The sequence below is a fragment of the Corallococcus sp. BB11-1 genome (assembly GCF_026626625.1).
Lineage (GTDB): Bacteria > Myxococcota > Myxococcia > Myxococcales > Myxococcaceae > Corallococcus > Corallococcus soli.
In genome coordinates this window covers 243707-263523 of record NZ_JAPNJY010000016.1, presented here as the reverse complement: position 1 = coordinate 263523, position 19817 = coordinate 243707, and the positions used below count along the sequence as shown (strand labels likewise).

General features: G+C 69.1%; 15 protein-coding genes. 10 read left to right on the top strand and 5 right to left on the bottom strand.

Annotated elements, in window-relative coordinates:
• From OV207_RS14410 to OV207_RS14380, 7 genes are all read left to right on the top strand, one after another.
• A partial coding sequence (locus tag OV207_RS14410; RefSeq protein WP_267555832.1) for a hypothetical protein occupies nucleotides 1–1601 on the top strand: 1601 nt, incomplete at its 5' end.
• A 90-nt stretch (nucleotides 1602–1691) separates the two neighbouring features.
• Nucleotides 1692–2315 carry a hypothetical protein gene (locus OV207_RS14405; protein WP_193430347.1) on the top strand — a complete coding sequence of 208 codons (624 nt, stop codon included), beginning with the start codon at nucleotides 1692–1694 and terminating at the stop codon, nucleotides 2313–2315.
• Nucleotides 2316–2725: 410 nt separating this feature from the next.
• The gene (locus OV207_RS14400; protein ID WP_193430348.1) at nucleotides 2726–4804 is read left to right on the top strand and encodes a sodium-translocating pyrophosphatase; all 2079 of its coding nucleotides are present in this window, start codon (nucleotides 2726–2728) and stop codon (nucleotides 4802–4804) included.
• Nucleotides 4805–5151: 347 nt separating this feature from the next.
• The gene (locus OV207_RS14395; RefSeq protein WP_267555831.1) at nucleotides 5152–5349 is read left to right on the top strand and encodes a hypothetical protein; all 198 of its coding nucleotides are present in this window, start codon (nucleotides 5152–5154) and stop codon (nucleotides 5347–5349) included.
• Between the two features lie 306 nt (nucleotides 5350–5655).
• Nucleotides 5656–6354, top strand: coding sequence for a transglycosylase SLT domain-containing protein (locus OV207_RS14390; protein WP_267555830.1), 699 nt, complete (start codon nucleotides 5656–5658; stop codon nucleotides 6352–6354).
• Nucleotides 6355–6439: 85 nt separating this feature from the next.
• Entirely contained in the window at nucleotides 6440–9211 is a 2772-nt protein-coding gene (locus OV207_RS14385; protein ID WP_267555829.1) for a TonB-dependent receptor, read from the top strand.
• Between the two features lies 1 nt (nucleotide 9212).
• A complete protein-coding gene (locus tag OV207_RS14380) occupies nucleotides 9213–10136 on the top strand; it encodes a hypothetical protein (protein ID WP_267555828.1) in 924 nt (307 codons plus the stop codon).
• Nucleotides 10137–10163: 27 nt separating this feature from the next.
• On the opposite strand, the gene OV207_RS14375 is transcribed toward OV207_RS14380, so the two are convergent.
• The 3 genes from OV207_RS14375 to OV207_RS14365 form a co-directional block, all read right to left on the bottom strand.
• Nucleotides 10164–11066 carry a macrolide 2'-phosphotransferase gene (locus tag OV207_RS14375; protein ID WP_267555827.1) on the bottom strand — a complete coding sequence of 301 codons (903 nt, stop codon included), beginning with the start codon at nucleotides 11064–11066 and terminating at the stop codon, nucleotides 10164–10166.
• 91 nt (nucleotides 11067–11157) lie between these two features.
• Nucleotides 11158–11487 (bottom strand): ArsR/SmtB family transcription factor, encoded by a 330-nt coding sequence (locus OV207_RS14370; protein WP_193430354.1) that lies wholly within the window; start codon nucleotides 11485–11487, stop codon nucleotides 11158–11160.
• Nucleotides 11487–12113, bottom strand: coding sequence for an SRPBCC family protein (locus OV207_RS14365; RefSeq protein WP_267555826.1), 627 nt, complete (start codon nucleotides 12111–12113; stop codon nucleotides 11487–11489). Before OV207_RS14365 ends, OV207_RS14370 begins: the two co-directional genes overlap by 1 nt.
• Nucleotides 12114–12399: 286 nt before the next feature.
• Between OV207_RS14365 and OV207_RS14360 the strand changes: the two genes are divergently transcribed.
• Nucleotides 12400–14550 carry a methyl-accepting chemotaxis protein gene (locus OV207_RS14360; protein WP_267555825.1) on the top strand — a complete coding sequence of 717 codons (2151 nt, stop codon included), beginning with the start codon at nucleotides 12400–12402 and terminating at the stop codon, nucleotides 14548–14550.
• Between the two features lie 70 nt (nucleotides 14551–14620).
• Nucleotides 14621–15655, top strand: coding sequence for a hypothetical protein (locus OV207_RS14355; protein WP_267555824.1), 1035 nt, complete (start codon nucleotides 14621–14623; stop codon nucleotides 15653–15655).
• Nucleotides 15656–15733: 78 nt separating this feature from the next.
• Here the strand turns inward: OV207_RS14355 and OV207_RS14350 are convergent, their stop codons facing one another.
• The gene (locus tag OV207_RS14350; protein ID WP_267555822.1) at nucleotides 15734–17338 is read right to left on the bottom strand and encodes a PKD domain-containing protein; all 1605 of its coding nucleotides are present in this window, start codon (nucleotides 17336–17338) and stop codon (nucleotides 15734–15736) included.
• A 218-nt stretch (nucleotides 17339–17556) separates the two neighbouring features.
• Nucleotides 17557–18612, bottom strand: coding sequence for a hypothetical protein (locus tag OV207_RS14345; protein ID WP_267555821.1), 1056 nt, complete (start codon nucleotides 18610–18612; stop codon nucleotides 17557–17559).
• 369 nt (nucleotides 18613–18981) lie between these two features.
• Here OV207_RS14345 and OV207_RS14340 point away from each other — a divergent pair, with 369 nt between their 5' ends.
• A complete protein-coding gene (locus tag OV207_RS14340; RefSeq protein ID WP_267555820.1) occupies nucleotides 18982–19734 on the top strand; it encodes a hypothetical protein in 753 nt (250 codons plus the stop codon).
• Nucleotides 19735–19817: the final 83 nt, after the last annotated feature.

The following is a 19817-nucleotide window of genomic DNA, read 5'->3' as shown; positions in this document are numbered from 1 at the left end:
CGTGTGTCGGCGCCTCGTGTGATGGGGGACCCCTCCCCGAGTCACCCGACGCGGGGGCCATTGATGGCGGTGCCACCACGGATGGGGGCACCACGGATGGCGGCCCGGGGGAGCCACTGCCCCTGCCGGTCGACCTGAGCGCCCCTGACGAACTGCTCGTGCGCAGCGACGGTTCCGCCGCCCTGCGGGTGGGCATCGCGCGGCGCGAGGGCTTCACCGGCCCCGTCACCCTCGCCGTTCGCGGCCTGCCCCCGGAGGTCTTCGTGGCCGACCGGTGGGTGTCGGAGGGCACGGGCGCGGCGGCGCTGGTCGTGAGTGTGTCGGAGCGCGTCGGACCGGGAACCCGCCTGGACGCCACGCTGGTGGCCACGGCGGAGGGCCGCTCCACTTCGCGCCCGTTGCGGCTGCTGGTTTCGGGCCCTTCCTTCGCGTTGGATCCCACCTTCCCCGTGGTGCCCCTGGGCTGGACGGACATGTGGGCGGAGACGGCACGGCGCCTGGCCGTGCTGCCGGACGGCAAGCTGCTCACGGCACATGCCATCTCCAAGGACGTCAGTTCGGGCGCCAGGGGCTTCGTGCTCGAGCGCAACCATGCGGACGGAGCCCCGGACCTGGGTTTCGGGATGCTCGGGACGGTGACGCACCTGCTTCCGGCCATGGTGCAAGTGTACGCGCTCAAGTCCCTGCCCACGGGAGGGAGCCTCGTGGCGGGCACCGCCGCCGACTGCCATGACAGCTCCAGCGCCACCCCCTGCACCCTCCTCGTCTCGCGCCACCTCGCCACGGGCACGCTCGATGCGAGCTTCGGGGTTGCGGGCGTCACTTCGGCGCGATTCAGCGCCAATCCCCGCTCCGGCGTGAAGCTCCTGGTGGACGATGCGGGCCGCGTGTCGCTGGTCCTGTCGTATTACGATTCGGCCCAGGGGGGCGCGGACGTCTACGGCGTGCAGCGGTGGGAGGCGGATGGCAGCCCTGTCGCGGGGTTCGGGACGGAGGGGAAGATGACGTTCCCGCTCCCGGCCAGCGAGCAGCGCTTTGACCAACTCGGCGATGCCCTTCAGCGGAAGGACGGCAGCATCGTCATCGCCGTCACCCTCTTCGACAGCAGTGACTCGCGCTTCCATGGGCTGGGGTTCATCCAGATGAACGGAGCGACCGGGGAGGCCTCATGGCATGTGGGGAACGGCTCCTCCCTCCACCGGAACGTCGTCGCGGACGGGCGCGGCCGGTTCGTCTCGCTCCTCTCCACGTATGCCCCCACCTATGACGTCCTCGTGCGGTGGTACGACGAGAACGGCTCGCCCATCTATACGTCGGGAAGTGGCTCCATGCCGGCGCGCCTTCTCGCCGTTGGCTCGGCCAATGAGCTGTTCTTCGACGACGTGGGCACGCCCTACACCGTGGGAAACATCGAAGGTGAGGGGGGCCTGGCGGTGGTGCGGTTCACGCGGCAGGGGATGGTGGACCCGGGGTTTGGCACCAACGGTCTGGTTCGGCTGGACAACCGCCTCGAAAGCTTGTGGGGCTTCACCCGCGAGCCGAATGGCTGTCTGCTCGCGCACACGTGGCCGGAGCCGGGGCTGATCCGCATGTGGCCGTGATGCGCCAGCACCTCCATCGATGAATGCTGGGACCGCGGTGCGGACCCTGGTCACGCACCGGGCCCTCCCGGGGCATGCGAGGGCTTGAGGATGCACACCCGAAGCGCCGTGGCCCCGCTGCTGTGGCTCCTCCTGGAGCTCTGGCTCACCGCGTCCGCCCTGTGCTGTGCGGGGCTGGTGGTGCTCGGCGTCCTCTACCGGGTGACGCTGGAGCCGCACCCCTTCCCAGGGGATCCACCCACGGCGGACCTGATCCTGCTGTTGGCGCTCGTCGTCTGGCTGTTCATGCTCACGGGGCTCTGCGCTGCGTTCGCGTGGTACCGCTTCGGTGAGCAGAGCAGGGGAGGGCGCGTGGGGGGCAAGGCGGCTGCCGTGCTGCTGATGCTGTCCGTCCTGGCGCTGGCGCCGGTGCTGGCCGAGGTCGGCAAGCGCCACTTCGGCGAATGGCGCCAGTTGAAGGCGATGATCCGGCAGGGCGAGGCCAGGGTCCTGGAGCGGGTCCAGCGCGAGGGCGGGGTGCTGTCGTCGGAGGAGGTCGAGCTGGCGCGCGACGGGCTCAAGGCGCACCCCATGTACTTCAAGTTCGAAGGGATGCCCCACCCCGTGCAGGTTCGCGTGATGAGTCCCCTGCCGCCCTATGTGGGCGTGGATTTCGGCGGCGGGGACAACGCCATGTTCGACCCGGACACGATGATCTGCACCTTCTCCGACTGAGGGCGGGATGACACGGTGCGCCGGCCCTGGCTGGCGTTGCGCCCCGACGGAATCCGAGCCCGTGGAGGCGAGGACCTCCACCCGCGTCGGCACACGTCCTGGGCAGAATCGCGAGTGAATCCGGGCACTTTGGGTTCGTGGGGCGGCTCCGCCCGGCTCCGCCTGTCGCTCAGGGCTCCCCTCCGGGAGGCGCACTGGAGACGGAACGCGGGGCACCCCGCGACGCTCCTGCTCCATCCCGCCGCACCCGCCCACGCCCTGCTACAGGCCTCCCTTCCTGCGGATGCGCACCGAGGAGGCTCCCAGCTTGCGCTGAAATCACGTATAGGCCCCCCATAACAAATTGTGCGGCACACGAGCGGCCCCGCTGGGGGGGAGGTCTGGCCCCCGCGACTGCTCTGGAGGAACGGATGGAGTTGTCGAGTCTCGAGTCGAATTTCTGGACAGTCGCACCGGGCGTCATCGGCGCCGTGGGGCTGCTCTTCTCTGCGTTCTTCTACTTCCGCGTCAAGGGCCTCCCCGAGGGTGACGCGACCATGAACCGCATCGCGGGCTACATCCGCGAAGGCGCGATGGCGTTCCTCGTGCGCGAGTACAAGGTGCTCGCGGTCTACTGCGCGGTCATCGCGGTGATCATCGGCCTGACGCTGGGATGGCTGGCGAGCGCGAGCTTCGTGCTGGGCGCGTTCCTGTCGCTGCTCGCGGGCTACATCGGCATGAAGGCCGCGACGTTCGCGAACGTGCGCACCGCGCAGGCCGCGCGCACCGGCTCCAAGCCGAACGCGCTCCTGGTCGCCCTGGATGGCGGCGCCGTGATGGGACTCGCCGTCGCCGGCCTGGGCCTCGTCGGCATGGGCGGGGTCTACTACGCGTTCCAGGGCAATGAGCACCTGGCCCCCATCCTCCACTCCTTCGCCGTGGGAGCCAGCTCCATCGCGCTCTTCGCGCGCGTGGGCGGCGGCATCTACACCAAGGCCGCGGACGTCGGCTCCGACATCGCGGGCAAGGTCATCGAGAACATCCCCGAGGACGACCCGCGCAACCCCGGCGTCATCGCCGACAACGTGGGCGACAACGTGGGCGACGTGGCCGGCATGGGCGCGGACATCTACGAGTCCATGGTGGCCGCGCTCGTCGCCGCGATGGCGATCGCGCTGACCGCGAATGCGGCGGACCTCTCCCGCCTCGTGGTGGACCCCTCGGCGACGGGGCTCGCGAGGGTGGCGGGCGTGGTGCTCCCGCTCGTGCTGTCCGCCGTCGGTCTGGTGGTCAGCCTGCTGAGCATCTTCATCGCGCGCGCGCTCAAGCACATGAACCCCGCGCAGGTCCTGCGCAGCGCCCTCATCATGCCCCCCGTCATCCTGGTGGGCCTGTCGTTCGTGATGATGAACGTGTTCGGCCTCTCCCAGGCCATCACGGTGGCGCTGGCGGCGGGCGCCTTCGGTGGTGCCATCATCGGCCTCGTCACGGACTACTACACGTCGTCCACGCCGGTGCAGCGCATCGCGGAGGCCTCCATCACGGGCGCGGGCACGAACCTCATCCGCGGCCTCGCCGTCGGCATGGAGAGCGTCGGCATCTCGATGGCCACCATCGCGCTGGTGGCCTACATCGCGGACCGGGCGCTCGGCCTGTACGGCATCGCGATGGCGGCGGTCGGCATGCTGGGCGGCACGGCCGTCGTGATGACGGTGGACGCCTACGGCCCCATCTCGGACAACGCGGGCGGCATCTCGGAGATGTCGGGACTCGGCCCTGAAGTGCGCGCCATCACCGACGAGCTGGACGCGGTGGGCAACACCACGGCGGCCATCGGCAAGGGCTTCGCCATCGGCTCGGCGACGCTCACCGTCATCGCGCTCTTCTCCGCGTTCAACCTGGAGGTCAACCACACGCGGCTGGCCGCCGGCCTGCCGGAGATGAGCCTGCTGCTGACCAACCCGAACGTCATCGTGGGCATGCTGCTGGGCTCCATCCTGCCGTTCCTGGTGGGCGCCTCGACGATGCTCGCCGTGGGCCGCGCCGCCGGTGCCATCGTCGAGGAGATTGGCCGCCAGTTCCGTGAGATTCCGGGCCTGATGGAGCTCAAGGCGGATCCGGACCCCAAGAAGATCGTCGACATCGCGACCAAGAGCGCGCTGCGCGAGATGATCTTCCCGGGCCTCATCGCCATCGTCGCCCCGCCGCTGGTGGGCTACGTGCTGGGGCCCTCCGCGCTCGCGGGCCTCCTGGCGGGCGCGCTCGTCGTCGGCGCCACCATGGCCCTCTACATGGCCAACGCGGGTGGCGCGTGGGACAACGCCAAGAAGTACATCGAGAAGGGCAAGCTGCCGGGCCACGCGAAGGGCTCGGCGGTCCACAAGGCCGCCGTCGTCGGCGACATGGTGGGTGACCCGTTCAAGGACACCTCCGGCCCTGGCGTCGCCATCCTCATCAAGGTCATGAGCGTCGTCTCGCTGCTCGTGGCCTCGCTCATCGCGCTCAGGTAGTCAGCGCTCGCGGAGCGGCGCCCGGATGTCCGGGGGCCGCACCGCGAAAGGCAGCTCGGATCGCGCGGCCCTCATGGGGCCGCGCGGTGCCTGAGAGCTCCCGCTGGAAGCAGGCGAGCGGCAGGCTGGACGTGCGGGACCCCCAACACCCAACCAGGCGCTGTCGGACGGAGCCCTGGGGCGGTGGGTGAGCGCGTGCTTACACTTCATCGTGTGCCGTGACCGCCTGCGCGCCGGGCAACAGGAACAACAGCGGCTCCAGCGGGCCTGACGCGCGCGCTCGCACCCACTCCTCCGGGTGTGAGGAGGAGTGCCACCGCTGTTGTCCGCTGACCGAGAGGTGTCGCATGGTCCTGGAGCTCTCCCCGCAGCAAGTCCACCTCCTGCACGCCACCCTGGCTGAAAGCATCGACCAGCTGCGCGACGAGATCGTCCACACCGACGAGCGCCGCCTGCGCGACGCGCTGAAGGAGAAGTTCGACCGGTTGCAGGCCCTCCAGCGACAGGTGGACGCCCTGTTGCCGCGCGAACAGCCGTCCCTCTGACCCAGGGGAAGTGGCGCGCCGCGCGGGTGGTGACTGCCGTCAGCGAGGGATGACTCCAGTCACCAGGGGGAAGGGCCCGCCGTGCCTCGCGCTTCGAGGCCTGGCGGAGGTCCGCCTCAAGGACATCAAGGGCTTGGCTTCCAGCGGGTGCCGCCTGAAGGGCTGGCATGGCTCCTGCTGTAGGTGTTCGTCATTCAGCCCCCTTCATTCCCCCAGAGGAAATCCCCCATGGCCCTCTCGACCGTTTCCAACCGTCCCGCTGCCTTCCGCGCCCCTTCGCAGGATGTGGCTTTCCGGCCTGAAGGCGTGTCCGGTCCCCGCGCTCAGGGGTGCCTCGGCGCGAAGTCCGGAGCGAACCTGGCGTCCCAGCTCCAGCAGGATGGCTTCAGCGCGGGCCCCCAGCAGGGGGCTGAGTTCAAGCAGTTCATGGAGGGCCTCAACGAGGTGGTGAAGGGGCTGCAGCAGCTCACCCAGATGCTCCAGGGGCTCGGTGAGGCCCCCTCCCTGGGCGGCGAGGACGGCGTCGCGGCGCCGTCGGGTGCGTCCAGCGCGGGCGGCCCGTCGAGCGCGGGCGGTCCGTCGAGCGCGGGTGATTCGTACCAGGCCGGCCCCGCCACTGCCGCCGGCTCCGCGGGTGAGGCTCCGAAGGGCCAGGTGGGTGATTGGATCAAGGAGGCCCAGCAGCTGCTCGCCGCCGCGGGCGTTCCGGCCGACAAGATGAACGCCCAGGACATCGCCAAGATCATCGAGCACGAGTCCAGCGGCAACCCGAACGCCATCAACAACTGGGACTCCAACGCGCAGAAGGGCACGCCTTCCATCGGCCTGATGCAGACCATCCAGCCGACGTTCGACGCGCACAAGCTCCCCGGCCACGACGACATCCGCAACCCGGTGGACAACATCGTCGCGGCCGTGCGCTACGCGGTGGATCGCTACGGCTCCGTGTCCGACACCCCGGGCATCAAGGCGCTCAACGGCGGCAGCGGCTACGTCGGCTACTAGCAGTCCCGTGTGGGGCCTCGCTCCCGGGCAGGCAGGCAGGACGGCGGCGCCCACCGGGCGTCGCATCCCGTATGCTCGCCCCGCCATGTCCCCGAACCTGAAAGCCCGAAGCGCGCTCGCCGCGGCCTCGCTCCTGCTGGCGACACCGGTGCTCGCGCAGGCACCACGGAGCGGCGCGCCGCCCGCGGAGGCCGTGCCCCCGTCGCCGCCCGAGGGCACCGCGCCCGCGCAAGCCCAGCCCACGATGACGAAGCCCCCGGAGCTGGTGCAGCAGGTGGAGGCCGTGTATCCGCCCGAGGCACTCGCGGAGGGGCTCACCGCGTCCGTGCGGCTCATCATCACCATCGCCGCGGACGGCACCGTGTCGGACGTGCTGCCCACGGAGCCCGCCGGCCATGGCTTCGACGAGGCGGCCCTCGCGGCGGTGCGCCAGTTCCGCTTCTCGCCCGCGGAGGTGGACGGCGTGCCCGCGCCGGTGCAGGTGGAGTACGTCTACCACTTCACCCTCGCCGCTCCGCCGCAGGAGGCCTCCGGACCGGAGCAGGTCCAGGCGGCGCCGAAGGCCACGCTCACCGGACAGCTGATCTCCCGCGGCAGCCGCTCGCGGGTGCCCGGCGCCACCGTGCGCTGCGGTGACGACCCGGAAGCTCCCGAGGCCACCTCGGACGCGGATGGCCGCTTCACCCTCGAAGTGCCGCCCGGCGAGTGCGCGGTGCGCGTGGTGGCGTCCGGCTTCCAGCTCTACCAGACGAAGGAGCAGCTCCAGGAGAACGAGACGACGGAGGTGAACTTCTTCCTCGCCCCCTCCGCCGGCGCGCTGGAGACGGTGGTGCGCTCCGAGCGGCCGAAGAAGGAGGTCGTGCGCCGGACCATCACCCGCCAGGAGGCGCAGCGGACGCCGGGCACCTTCGGAGACCCCATCCGCGTCATCCAGACCCTGCCGGGCGTGGCGCGCGCGCCCTTCATCTCCGGTGAGCTGCTGGTGCGCGGCTCCAACCCCGGCCAGACGGCGACGATGATGGACGGGGTCCGCATCCCCATCCTCTTCCACCTGCTCGGCGGCCCCTCGGTGGTGAACGCCGAGTTCATCGACCAGCTCGACTTCTTCCCGGGCGGCTACGGCAGCCAGTACGGCCGCGCGGTGGGCGGAATCGTGGAGGTCGGCACGCGCAAGGGCGCCGCCGACACGTTCCATGGCTCGGTGAAGGTGGACGTGCTGGACGCGGGCTTCTTCCTGGAGGCGCCCATCACGGACGGCATCAGCGTGGCCGCCGCCGCGCGGCGCTCGTACATCGACACGCTGCTGCCCTTCTTCCTGCCCAAGAGCGAGGGCAGCACGTTGTCCGTGGTGCCCCGCTACTGGGACTACCAGGTGCGCGTGGACTTCGGCGCGAAGCGGGGCGCCCGCTCGGAAGAGGAGGCCCAGGCCCAGGCGGGCGGCGCGCGCAGCACCGGCTACGTCATGGCCTTCGGCAGCGACGACCAGCTGCGGGTGGTGTCCTCGGGCCCGGAGACGGAGCGGGACCTGTCGGTGGACACGCAGACCCTCTTCCACCGCATCAAGGGCGACTGGACGTACCGCAAGGGCGCGCTCACCTCTGTCTTCACGCCGTACGTGGGCTACGATGCCAACAGCTTCAAGTTCGGCGACGCGAAGCAGGACGGCGTGGGCTACACGTTGGGCGCGCGCGAGGTGCTGGGCCTGGAGCTGTCCTCCTCGCTCACCGTGCGCACGGGCCTGGACCTCGTCTACGAGCACCAGTCCTTCGACGTGCAGTTCCCCGCCCCGGAGAACTTCGAGTACGTGGCCTTCCCCGGCGCCGAGTCCGTGGGCGAGCTGCTGGTGGAGAAGATCGGCCTCGGTTCCTTCGACGGCGCGCTCTTCGTGGAGGCGGACCTGAAGGTGGGCAGGTTCACCTTCACGCCCGGCGTGCGCGGCAACCTCCAGCGCGCGGGCGACGCGCGGAACCTGGCGCTGGATCCGCGCCTGTGGGTGAGCTTCGCGGCCACCGAGCGCACCAACCTCAAGGGCTCGCTCGGCCTCTACAGCCAGCCGGCGGAGACGTTCCGCTTCATCAGCCTGCCGTACGGCAACCCGGACCTCATCTACCAGCGCGCGTTCCAGAGCAGCCTCGGCGTGGACCACCGCCTGACGGACGTGCTCAACGTGGACGTGACGGGCTTCTTCAACCGCCGCTACAACAACATCGCGGCGCCCGGGCAGATCGTCACGCGCCCGGGGGGAGGCGTGGTCCGGCTGCCGTACTCCAACGAGGGCATCGGCCGCGCCCTGGGGTTGGAGGTCATGGTGAAGAAGAACCGCGCGTCCGCGACGGACAAGTGGTCCGGTTGGTTGTCATACACCTTCAGTCGCTCGCTCGACGGGCGCGCGGGCCCCAACCCCGACGGTGGTGGAGGCTTCGGTGGGAGCTTCGGTGGCAACGGTGATGAGACGTACGGCCTCAGCGCCTTTGATCAGACGCACATCCTCACGCTGGTGAGCAGCTACGTGCTGGGCAATGGCTGGGAGCTGGGCGGGCGCTTCCGCTACACCACCGGCCGTCCGACGACGCCGCTCAACCACACGTTCGACCTGTACCAGGCGGACCGCAACCGCTTCAACGGCACGTATGGCCCGTATGCCTCCGCGCGCACGGCCGGTTTCCACCAGCTCGACATGCGGCTGGACAAGAGCTGGCAATTCCAGAGCTGGACGCTGGGGGCCTACATCGACGTGCAGAACCTCTACAACGCGGAGAACGTCGAGTTCGTCTTCAACGACTACCGGCAGCGCCGGGAGTACGAGGTGCCCGGCATCCCCATCCTCCCCGTGGTGGGCGTGAAAGGAAGCTTCTGACATGAAGGCCCTGATCCACTCCGGAGGCCTGCTCCTGCTGGGCCTCGCGGCCCTCGCCTGTGTCGACCCCGAAGACCGGGCTTCTCGCGTGCATGACTTCCGGGTGCTCGGCGTCTCCACGGAGCAGCCAGAGCTGATGGCCTCCACCTGCGAGCGCACGCCAGAGGCCCTGGACGCGCTCGCGGCGGAGGTGACGTACCGCGCGCTGCTGGTGGACCCCGCCGGCGAGGGGCGCTCCATCCAGTACACGTTGTGGGCATGCGCGGATCCGGACGACCGGACGTGCTCGAACGAAGCGGACCGCGCGCTGCTCGCGGAGGGCACCACGGGCGCGGGTGAGCTGACGCTCCCCATCCGCCCCGGCGCGGCCAGGGTAGGGGAGGACCGACTCCTGCTGGAGCGGGTGCAGGAGGAGGACCCCTACCAGGGGCTGGGAGGCATCCGCATGCCGCTCGTCCTCCGCGCGGTGGCGGGCGACGAGGAGGTCTACGCGCAGAAGCTGATGGTCTTCTGGTGCCCGGTGGTGGAGGGCATGAAGGCCAACGAGCAGCCGGTGCTCCCGGGCCTGCGGGTGGACGACGTGCCCTGGCAGGACGGCGAACCGCCAGAGCTGCGCGGCCCGGGGCCCTTCGTGGTGACGTCCGAGGACGTGTCGGCGCTGGAGGAGGCGTACGTGGTGCCGGGCCTGCGGCTGCAGGCCGTGAACCTCAAGGAGGCGTGGGAGATCTCCTGGCACGCCACGCTGGGGGAGTTCGGACCGCAGGAGACGGGCGGCGCGGACTTCGGTGGCCAGCAGGGACGACACCGCACGGAGTGGAAGCCGGCCCAGGGCGCAGCGGCCCAGGAGGTGACGTTCTGGGCCGTGGTGCGCGACGGGCGCGGCGGCAGCTCATGGCTGGTGCGTCGGGCGCGCTGGAGCCCCTGAGCAGGGGCTCCTCCCCGCCATGGGCCTTCAGGGCTTCAACTGCGCCGCCGCGGCTTCCCGGTGCGCCGGCTGGCCCGTGGTCAGCGCGAAGAGGGCGTAGGCAACGGGCGTGGCCGCGAGCAGCTCCGTGCAGTGCTCGCCCAGCCGGTCCCAGACCTGCCCGCCGGCCTTCACGTAGGCCTCGACGGTGGCCTCGAACACGGCGTCCACGCCGAGCATGCGCTGGAACACGAAGTCGCGCGCGGGGTCACTGACCTTGGCGGTGGTCCAGTCGAGCACGCCGGTGATGGTGTCGTCGGGGGCCAGCAGGACGTGCGCGGGGTACAGCTCCCCATGCGTCAGCGCGACGTGCCGGGGCCAGTAGGAGTTCTCCCCCAGCCAGGTCTCCCAGCGCCGGATGAGCGCTTCGGCGACGTCGAACTCCTTCCGGACCCGGGCGATGTCGGAGGCCCAGCCGGCGCGAACCTGGTCGGGTGTCTCGACCTTCAGGCCCGCGCGCCCGGCCTCCTCGATGCTGATGGCGTGCAGCCGGTGGATGAGGTGGCCGAACTCCCGGGCGTAGACGCGGGATTCACGGTCGAAGTGCCACACGGGTTCGCCGGAGGCCGGGTCGAGTGTCAGCCCGGGTCTGCCGGGCAGGGCCCGGTACGCGATGAGACTCCGGTCGGCGACCTGCCACTGGGGGACGGGGACCCCGAGGCGCGGGCCGACGAAGTCCAAAATCGCGCGCTCCTCACCGAGCTTCGCGGAGACGTCGTCGCGCCGGGGGATCCGGAGGATCCACTCCACGTCGCCTGTGTCGCGAGCCATCACGACGCGATAGTCGAGCCCCGCCTCGTTGACCGACAGCGAATCGGGTTTGAGTTCCAGGCCATGTGAGGCGGCACGTTCGAGGATCTGCCGGGCGTCATCTGGAGGCAGCAGGGGCATGGAGGGGTGTCCTTTCGTGAGGGGGCGGCGTTCCGGTCGGTCGTCGAACAGAACGCCCTGACACCTCCGGCCCAGTCGACCTGACGGCGCTTCAGTCGCCTCGCTTCTTCTTGCCCCGAGCGACCTCGGTGGCCAGGGCATCCAGCTTCGGGGTCCAGAAGGCGCGGAAGCGGTCCAGCCAGGCGTCCACCTCCGCGAGGGGCGCGGCGTCCACGGCGTAGAGGCGCCGGGCGCCATCCACCCGCACGGTCGCGAAGCCGTTGTCCCGCAGGACCTTCAGGTGCTGCGAGACGGCCGACTGGGTGATGCCGAACTCGCGCTGGACCACGGCCACGACCTCACCCGAGGCGTGCTCGCCTTCCGCCAGCAGCTCCAGGATGCGGCGGCGAACCGGATCTCCGAGGACGTCGAACGCGTGCATCAGCCTCCTGTATAGAACGCGGCCGTGCGCTCGGCCATCCCTCGGGCCACGTCCGGAGTCTCGCCGGCCGCCACGTGGGCGTCGGCCCACGCCTGGGCGCTCTCACGCATGAAGGCCTTCGCCTCGTCGGAGGCAGCCCAGGCGGCGTTGGCTTCCGGCGGGACGCTCTGGCCACTCTCGATGTGGAGGCCCAGCCCGTAGAAGCCCAGGTCCCAGCCCACGCCCGTGGCGCCGGGGCCGAACTGGCTCCAGAACTGTTCGATGTCGGCGGCGTGCACGATGTGTTCGAGCGTCAGCCGCGTGCCCTTGCCCTCCGGGACCAGCCGCACGGTCACCCAGCTCATGCCGCCGTTGAACTCCCAGGTGACGTCGAACGCCGTGGGCTTGTCACAGCGCTGGATGGTCCCTCCCGCGTTCCCCTTGAGCTGATAGCGGCCACCCAACTGCAACTGCCCCTCGATGGGCAGGAACCAGCGCGGGATGCGCTCCGCGTTGGTGACCGCGTCCCACAGGTCCTCGATGTCGGTGGTGTAGACGCGGTGGGCGATGACCACGTGGGCCGGCTTGCCTTCGTACTCGCGCTCGACGCAGGCGCGAAACTCGGCGCCGATGACTTTGTGAAGCATGTGCGTACCTCCCGCTTTTACGCGGTTAGTACAGTTCGGACTCATATTAGTCAATTCTAATATTCGCCTTGGGTGGGCCGGGAGCTGAATGCCAGCGCGACCGCTGGCCCCCTTGCGTGCTCACGCGACGTCATCCGTACAGCGGGTGCAGGCTGCCGGGCGGCGCAATTCCATCCGTGAAACATGGGAGGAGGTGGAGGCCGCGCCCACCGGGCCAGCAGGCATCCTGGGGGTGTCTCAGACCCTGTTTACATTTGTATCAATGACACCGGAGCATCCCTTCCACATGGGTCTCTCCGGCGTCTTCTCCTACGTGCCCACGGTGTTCATCGTTCCCTTCACGAGCTCGCGCCTCGCGGCGCTGGGCACCGCGCTGCTCCTCGTCTTGCTGTCGGCGCCCCGGGTGTACGCGGCGCCGGCGCACGCGACCGTGCCCGCGGTGGACGGGTGGCGCTTCCGCTGGGGCGACTCGCCGCTCGGGCCCGACGGCATCCCCGTCTGGGCCACGGCGACGGGCACGGAAGAGGGCTGGCGGCCCGTGGAAGCCCTGAAGCGGCCTCCGGGCCGTGGCACGAACACGCTGCTCTGGCTGAGCATCCCCGTCCCCGAGGGGAAGTGGGTGGAGCCGGCGCTCTACCTGGGAAACGTCGCCAACGCCTTCGAGGCGTACGCTGGCGGCCAGCGCATCCACGTGAGCGGGAAGGTGAACCCCTCTGGCCGCGAGAGCATGGACAGCCTGACCTGGCACCTGGTGCCATTGCCGCCCGAGGTGACGGGCCAGCGCATCCTGCTGCGCATCCAGGGGACGGGGCCCGCCATCGGCGTGACGCAGGCCGCGCGGGTGGGCTCGCACCGCGAGCTGCTGGCCGCGGCGACACGCACGGGGCTGGCGCCGTTCGTCATCGGGATGTTGCTGCTCGCCATCGCCGGGGTGTCCGCGGGCGCCGTCGTGCTGCGCCGCCAGAAGCGGATGCTGGTGGCGCTGACCGTCTTCTCCGGGGGCTCGGGCGCGCTGCTGCTCGGCATGAGCGGCCTGTTCGCCGCGCTCTGGGAGCTGCGCGTCGTCAGCAACCAGCTCACGCTGCTGGGCGCGTACTGCATCCTCCCGGGCCTCGCGTGGTTCATCTCGGACACGATTGGCGAGGGGAGGATGCGCTGGTTCCGCATCGGCGCGGCGGTGGTCTCCGTGCCGGCCGCCATCCAGGGCGCCCTGCTCCTCGTGGACCTGAGCGTGGCCCAGGGGCTCCTGCCACTCATGGTCTTCTATTCGCTTCCCGGGATCATGGTCTGCGTCGGGGTCGCCTCCGTGGAGTCCTGGCGCGGCAACTCCGACGCCCGCATCTTCGTCGCCGGCCTGGGCGTCCTCTTCTTCTTCTGCGTCCTCACCACGCTCCCCATGCTCGGTCTCTCGGATGCGACGGACAGCCAGCTCCACTGGGGCTTCTTCTCACTCACGCTGTCGCTCGTGGGCATCGTGGGAAGCCGCTCGTCGCGGGTGATGCGCTCCCTCGAAAAGCACACGCGAGGGCTGGAGGAGCGGCGCAAGGAGGTGCGCCAGCTCGCCGACAGCATGGGCAGCGGCGCCGGAGAGCTGGCGGCGGTGGTGCAGCAGTTGCGCGCCACGAGCGAGGAGCAGACCCACGGCATCAGCCGTCAGGCGACGGCGCTCCAGCAGCTGGAGCATACGGTGGAGGAGATCCGCCAGAGCTCGCACGTGACGGCCGACAAGGCCCGCATCATGGCCGCCTCCGCCGAGACGGCCGAGCAGGTGGGGCGGGACGGCGGCGAGGCCGTGGAGCGCACGCTGACGGACCTCTCCGCCATCCGCGCCGAGGTGTCGGCGATGGCTGGCCACATCCTCGCGCTCGATGCGCGCACGCGAGAGATCGCCGGCATCGTGGACGTGGTGAAGGCGCTGGCGGACCAGTCCAACATGCTGGCCCTCAACGCGGCCATCGAGGCGGTGCGCAGCGGCGACAGCGGCAAGGGCTTCGGGGTGGTGGCTCGGGAGATGCGAAGCCTCGCGGACCAGTCCATCCACGCCACCCAGCGCATCCGCGAGGTGCTGGACGGGGTGAGCGCGAGCATGCGCGAGGCCGCGAAGGCGAGCGAGCAGGGCGAGCAGCGGGTGAGCGGCAGCCTCGACGCGGTGCGCACCTCCGGCGAGCAGCTCCAGAGGCTGGCCTCCATCATCAAGGACACCAGCTCCAGCGTGCGTCAGATCACCGCCGCCGTGGCCCAGCAGGACATGGGCACGCACCAGATTGCCCAGGCCATCCAGGAGCTGTCCGGCCAGATGCAGCGCACGCTGAAGGTGGTGGACGAGACGCAGAACGTCACCCACTCCGTCCAATCACTGGCCCAGCGCCTGTCGGGTGTCGCCGACCAGGCCCTCCGCTCCGGCACGCTGGACGCGGAGGAGGCGCCGGCCGGGTAGCCCGCGCTTTCTCGCGCAACTTCCGGACGCCTCCCGGGTTCACAGGGACATTTCCCGGAGGAGTCACACCATGAAGCGACACGGAAGGACGACGTTCGGCCCGGTGTGCGGGCTGCTGGCCCTGGGCCTCATCGGCTGTGGAACCGCGGAGGATGCTCCCACCCCCGGCGCGGAGGCGCCCCTGGGCGCGTCCCATGCGGCCCTCACGGTGTACGAACAGGCCGCGCTGGACACGGCCAACACCTCCACGAGCTGCACGCCGCTCGCGAACTTCTACTGGGAGATTGGCAATGGAGCGGGGCCGCTCTACGCCATCCCGCGCGGCAGCGGCGTCTCCGCCACGACGGTGATGCCCATCGCGTCCGCGAGCAAGTGGCTGTACGCGGGGGCCTACGTCCAGTCGAAGGGGTACGCGAACCTCACCGTGGATGAGAAGAAGCGGCTCAACTTCACCAGTGGCTACATCGACGAGAACACCACGCTGTGTGGGGACGCCGGGACGACCGTCTCGGATTGCTACGGGCCTGCCTACAAGGACGTCTCCTACCGCCCGCTCCAGAACGGCCGCTATTTCTACAACGGCGGCCACCTGCAGAAGCTGGCCCTGGACGACATCGGCGCCAGGAAGGGCACGGGGGTGATGAGCGTCATGGACTGGATCAACGCCCGGCTGGGCACCACCCTGCTGGAGTCCGACAGCGACGTCGCTCCGGCCGGGGGCTTTTCGGGCAGCGCGGCGCACTACCGCGTCTTCCTGATGAAGCTCATCAACAACCAGTACGAGCTGTCCTCCAAGCTGACCGTGGACTCCGTTCCGGCCTGGGACGGAGGGCCCAGCGTGTCCTACACACCGTGGACAGCCAGCCAGGCGTATTACGGGCTGGGGCACTGGATCGAGGGAGAGTCCGTCAGTGGCGTGTGGACCGTGACGGGCCACTCCTCGGCGGGAGCGTATGGCTTCTATCCCTGGGTGAACGCCGCCAGGAACCGCTACATGCTCCTGGCCCGCAACCGTCAGTTCGGTGGGCAGGCGGAGGGTGAGAAGTCACGCGCCTGTGCCCAGGCCATTCGCAAGGCCTACGAGCTGGGTGTGCCGCAGCCGTAGCCGCCTCGCGCGTCCGTGCATGCGATGCGTGTCCACCGTCACCGACAGGCCCCCGAGGCGGCCTGTCGGTGGGGAGGGTCAGCGTACTTCGAGTTCGTAGATGCGCGTCGCCGGATCGCCGTTCTGGGACGGGGTGGTCACGTTGAGCTTGATGTAGCGCGCCGAGGTGGCGGTGATGGAGTGGGTCGACGTGTTGGCGGTGTTGCTGGTCACCGTCACCGGGGTGCTCCAGGTCGTGCCGTTGCTGGAGGTCTGGAGGGTGAACGCCCGGGTGTTCCAGGTGCTTGATTCGCCGCCCTCGCCAGCATGCTTGACGACGAAGCCGCGGACCGTCTGGGCCGAGCCGAGATCCACCTGCAACCAGGCGGGAGAGGCCAACGAGCAGAACTTGTCGGTGGTGCCTCCGGAGGCGCTCCCGTTGAACGCCTTGCCCGGCGTTTCGGTGCTGTTGCAGGCGCTGGAGCCGGTCGCCGGTTTGTTGAGCGCCAGGTTGACGTTGCCGGCGCCGACCGACACGGTCTGGGTCCGGGTGTGGCTGGCGCCGCCGTTGTCGGTCACGGTCAGGCTGACGGTGTAGTTGCCGGCGCTGGCATAGACACGGCTGGGGTTCGTCGCGGTCGAGCCGCTGCCGTCGCCGAAGCTCCAGCTGCGCGAGGCGATGCTGCCGTCGCTGTCGCTGGAGGCGTCGCTGAAGGTCGCCGTCAATCCGCTCACGGTGACGCCGAAGTTGGCGACCGGCGGGGTGTTGCCGCTGACCGCGGTGTTGATCGCCGCGGCGTACTGCGCGGCCGTGCCCTGCGCGCCGCACCTCTGGATGTCGTCGTACAGCCACATGAAGCCGCCGTTGATGCCGGCGGTGTTCTTCCAGTTGCTCATCTTGCTCTGCACCGTGGCCGGGCTGTCACCGCTGCCGCAGCCGGTGCCGTGACGCGACCACAGGCCCGGGTCGACGGTCATGCCCATCGCGGTGTTCCAGCTCGCCGGGTTGTTGCCGGCGCCGCCGTCGTACACCTGCAGGTAGATGCCGTCGACCGCGCTGCCGAGGTTGTCCTTGAGGCTCCGCCAGAAGCCCTGCTGGGTGTAGGGCGCGAAGGTGATCTTGAAGCCCATGCCGATGAGCATCTGCCCGAACTGCGTGGTCGGCGCGAGGTCGTAGGCGCTCTCATCGTCGAAGTTGACCGCGTCGGCGCGGGTGGCGGTCTTCAGCGCCTGGAAGTTGCGGTACAGGATGCTGTTGCTGCCGGTGCCGCAGACGAGCGTGCTGCCGCAGCCAGGGGCGGTGCCGTTGACCAGCCGGGCCATGCGCTCGAAGTCGGGAACGCTCCAGGCGCCAATCGACACCTCGATGCGATTGACGGACGTCGGCGCGGTCTTGAGCGTGGCCAGCCGCGTGGGCCAGGCCGGATCGCCCATGTAGGCGCCGTTCTTGACCACCGGGATGTCATTGTAGACGAGGTCGCCGTTGTCCTCGATGTGGAAGCTCCAGAGGATCACGGTCGTGAAGCCCGAGCCGCGCAGGTCGTCCATCACCGCGGTACCGCCGGAATAGAACGGGCCGCCGCCGTAGATGGCTGAATCGGCCTGGGCCATTGGCGCGGCTGCGACCAGGGCGAGGGCGGCGAGCCCCGGCAAGAACCGGCGGGCAGGAAGGAAGCAGGACGGGTGTTGTTGCGACTTCGGCATGGTGCGAACCCCTGTCGTGGACGCGAGGGACCGACCTTGCAAGCGCCGAAACCGGAATGTCAATTCTATTCAGATAGAACAGAATAGTATGAAATCTGCATGAACCGGAGCTTGGGCGGACTCTCGCCCGGCGGCTGAGGGCGCCGCGCCTTGCGTCGGCGCGGCGCACCGGGTTCCCGCGAACGGCGGTGTTCTCTGTCCGCGGAAGCCCAAGCGGGTCAAACGTACTGGTAGCTCAGTGAGGCCTGGATGAGCTGGTGGACGGTGGAGGGGGTTGGAAAGTCCATCATCACGATGCCGAAATGGGCGCCCCAGGGGACCTTGCTGCGGGGCACCTGCAGTTGGGTGCTCAGCCACGCATCGAGCTGGGGCAGGAGGTAGTCCGCGTAGCTGCGCGGGAAGTGGGTGACGTCTGGCGTTCGACTTGCCGAGATGAAGGTGACGTACTGGTTCGTCGCGCCTGGACCGCTTTCAAAGGTCTTTTGCAGATGCGCGCTGACCTTGGTCCATTTGGCCGACATGATGTCGGAGTAATGGTTCTCCACGTCCAGCTCCGTCACCTGGTCTGGCCTTGGGCTCAAGGCGTCAACCCTGTAGTCGATATTCCCCCAGTACAAGCCCCGCGCCGGATTGTTGAGCTTGTATTCAGGGTCATCCTTTCCCTCGTCACCATCAACGAACACGAACACGATCTTGCCCCGGATGTCGCCCAGCCGTGGCACCGAACGGCCGGCGTAGACGAGGGCATCCAGGGGCTTGCCGTTGTACTGATCACGGTTCCCGACGATGTTCCAGAAGGCATCAAAGAACACGAGGGCCTTCTGGACGTCCTTTTCCTGCTTGATCAACAGGACGATGGTTTCCTGTTTGTTTTCAGCCAGGAACTTCAGGCAGTCGTCGAGGACGAAGGTCTTGCAGTCGCTGCCATAGCCGCCGTAGAGGGAATCGAAGAATGCATACTGATAGTAGTTGGAGTGGTGCACGGCGAAGTTGACCCGGCCATCGGGGCCCTTCAGGTAACGGAGCCGGATGTCGAACACGCGGATGCCATTCGCCAGCTGCGTGGCCAGATCCTGGTCCTGACAGATACTGCCGTATCCATAGCGCGCGATGCTGTCGTGCGTACCCGGCAGGCTGATGCGCGAGAGGAGGGCCCTATCCGGCAGGTTGGACATCCAGCGTCGCGGGTCAATCGGAAGGCCGTTGGCGTTCGTGTCGTCGTGCTCGGGAGGGGGCAACGCTGCGGCGGCCGAGCCAGTGTCATGGGTGGACATTGCGATCCTTCTCTCGGGGGATGTGCTTTCCCGTGCAGGGACACGGTGCACGAGGCGGGCCACCGACGGATGACATGGGCAGGCGTCCGGAGGCGCAGTCCCTGTCTCACGAGAGAGGCCTCGGTCAGCAGCGCGCGACGGACCCGCCGGAGCCGCGAATGCGCCGCCGCGTGGAGCCCGGACGCAACCGCGTCGCGTGGGAACGCGGCTGCAGGAGGTCTCTCTCTTGATGCCGGTTTAATTTGAAATCCAATGAAATCTGGATTAGGTCGCTGTTGACTTCGCGTTGGGGGGACGTGATGTGGAAGCTCAAGTCGAGCCTGGAGGCTCCTCCCAGCGCGAATCCTCTCCAACAAAGGAAACGTGCGAATGCGGACCCGATTGATTCCCCTCGTGTTTGGACTGGCCCTGCTGTCCGCGGCCTGCGGTGACACGACGAGCCTGGAGCGCGACACGGGCTCGGCCAGCGCGGAGGCCGTAGCGGAGTCGGAGTCGTCGCTGACGACGTACCGCTACTGTGCCAGCAGCCTCGACTGCGCCGGCGCTTGTATGTGCTCCGCGAACCAGTGCGTGCCTGATGGGTTCGGTCCCCCGAATCCGGATTGTGGCGCGCCGCCCCAGCGGGAGTGCAGCACGGGGGCGGATTGCCGTGACAGTTGCATCTGCTCGGCCGGGTTCTGCGCCCCCGACGGCTTCAGCCCGCCCTCTCCGTTCTGCCACCTGCCCCCTCCCGACGCCTACGAGGACAACGACACGGCGGCCCAGTTCACCGCCTACCCGGGCTCTCCCTTGACGGGCCTCAACTTCCACGAGCTGGGGGACGTGGATTGGTTCGCCGTCTACTTCGGCGGCGCGATGACGGCGAAGTTCGAGACCTACATCGTCCAGGGCGCTGATACTTTTCTGGAGGTGTATGCCCATTCCAACGGTGGCCCCGGGGCGCTCGTGGCCTCCAACAATGACATCTGCTCCGTCTGGTACGACCTGAGCTGCAAGGCCTCCCGCGTGACGCTCAGCGTCCCCGCGAACTCCGCGTACTACGTGCGGATCCGCAACCTGAATGATGGGGCCCACAACGTCTACAATCAGACCCCGCCGCGCTACAACTTCCGCATCTACTGAAGCGCTCCTCTGAGCGGCAAGCGGACGCGGGCCCTCGGCGAAGCCACCCGGAGGGCCCGCCCCGGTTCTCGCGAAGGCCGTGG

Excerpts from the sequence above, each read along its gene's own strand:
- OV207_RS14405 (WP_193430347.1), top strand. The coding sequence starts at position 1,692 with ATGCACACCCGAAGCGCCGTGGCCCCGCTGCTGTGGCTCCTCCTGGAG.
- OV207_RS14400 (WP_193430348.1), top strand. The coding sequence starts at position 2,726 with ATGGAGTTGTCGAGTCTCGAGTCGAATTTCTGGACAGTCGCACCGGGC.
- OV207_RS14395 (WP_267555831.1), top strand. The coding sequence starts at position 5,152 with ATGGTCCTGGAGCTCTCCCCGCAGCAAGTCCACCTCCTGCACGCCACC.
- OV207_RS14385 (WP_267555829.1), top strand. The coding sequence starts at position 6,440 with ATGTCCCCGAACCTGAAAGCCCGAAGCGCGCTCGCCGCGGCCTCGCTC.
- OV207_RS14380 (WP_267555828.1), top strand. The coding sequence starts at position 9,213 with ATGAAGGCCCTGATCCACTCCGGAGGCCTGCTCCTGCTGGGCCTCGCG.
- OV207_RS14375 (WP_267555827.1), bottom strand. The coding sequence starts at position 11,066 with ATGCCCCTGCTGCCTCCAGATGACGCCCGGCAGATCCTCGAACGTGCC.
- OV207_RS14370 (WP_193430354.1), bottom strand. The coding sequence starts at position 11,487 with ATGCACGCGTTCGACGTCCTCGGAGATCCGGTTCGCCGCCGCATCCTG.
- OV207_RS14365 (WP_267555826.1), bottom strand. The coding sequence starts at position 12,113 with ATGCTTCACAAAGTCATCGGCGCCGAGTTTCGCGCCTGCGTCGAGCGC.
- OV207_RS14360 (WP_267555825.1), top strand. The coding sequence starts at position 12,400 with ATGGGTCTCTCCGGCGTCTTCTCCTACGTGCCCACGGTGTTCATCGTT.
- OV207_RS14355 (WP_267555824.1), top strand. The coding sequence starts at position 14,621 with ATGAAGCGACACGGAAGGACGACGTTCGGCCCGGTGTGCGGGCTGCTG.
- OV207_RS14350 (WP_267555822.1), bottom strand. The coding sequence starts at position 17,338 with ATGCCGAAGTCGCAACAACACCCGTCCTGCTTCCTTCCTGCCCGCCGG.
- OV207_RS14345 (WP_267555821.1), bottom strand. The coding sequence starts at position 18,612 with ATGTCCACCCATGACACTGGCTCGGCCGCCGCAGCGTTGCCCCCTCCC.
- OV207_RS14340 (WP_267555820.1), top strand. The coding sequence starts at position 18,982 with ATGCGGACCCGATTGATTCCCCTCGTGTTTGGACTGGCCCTGCTGTCC.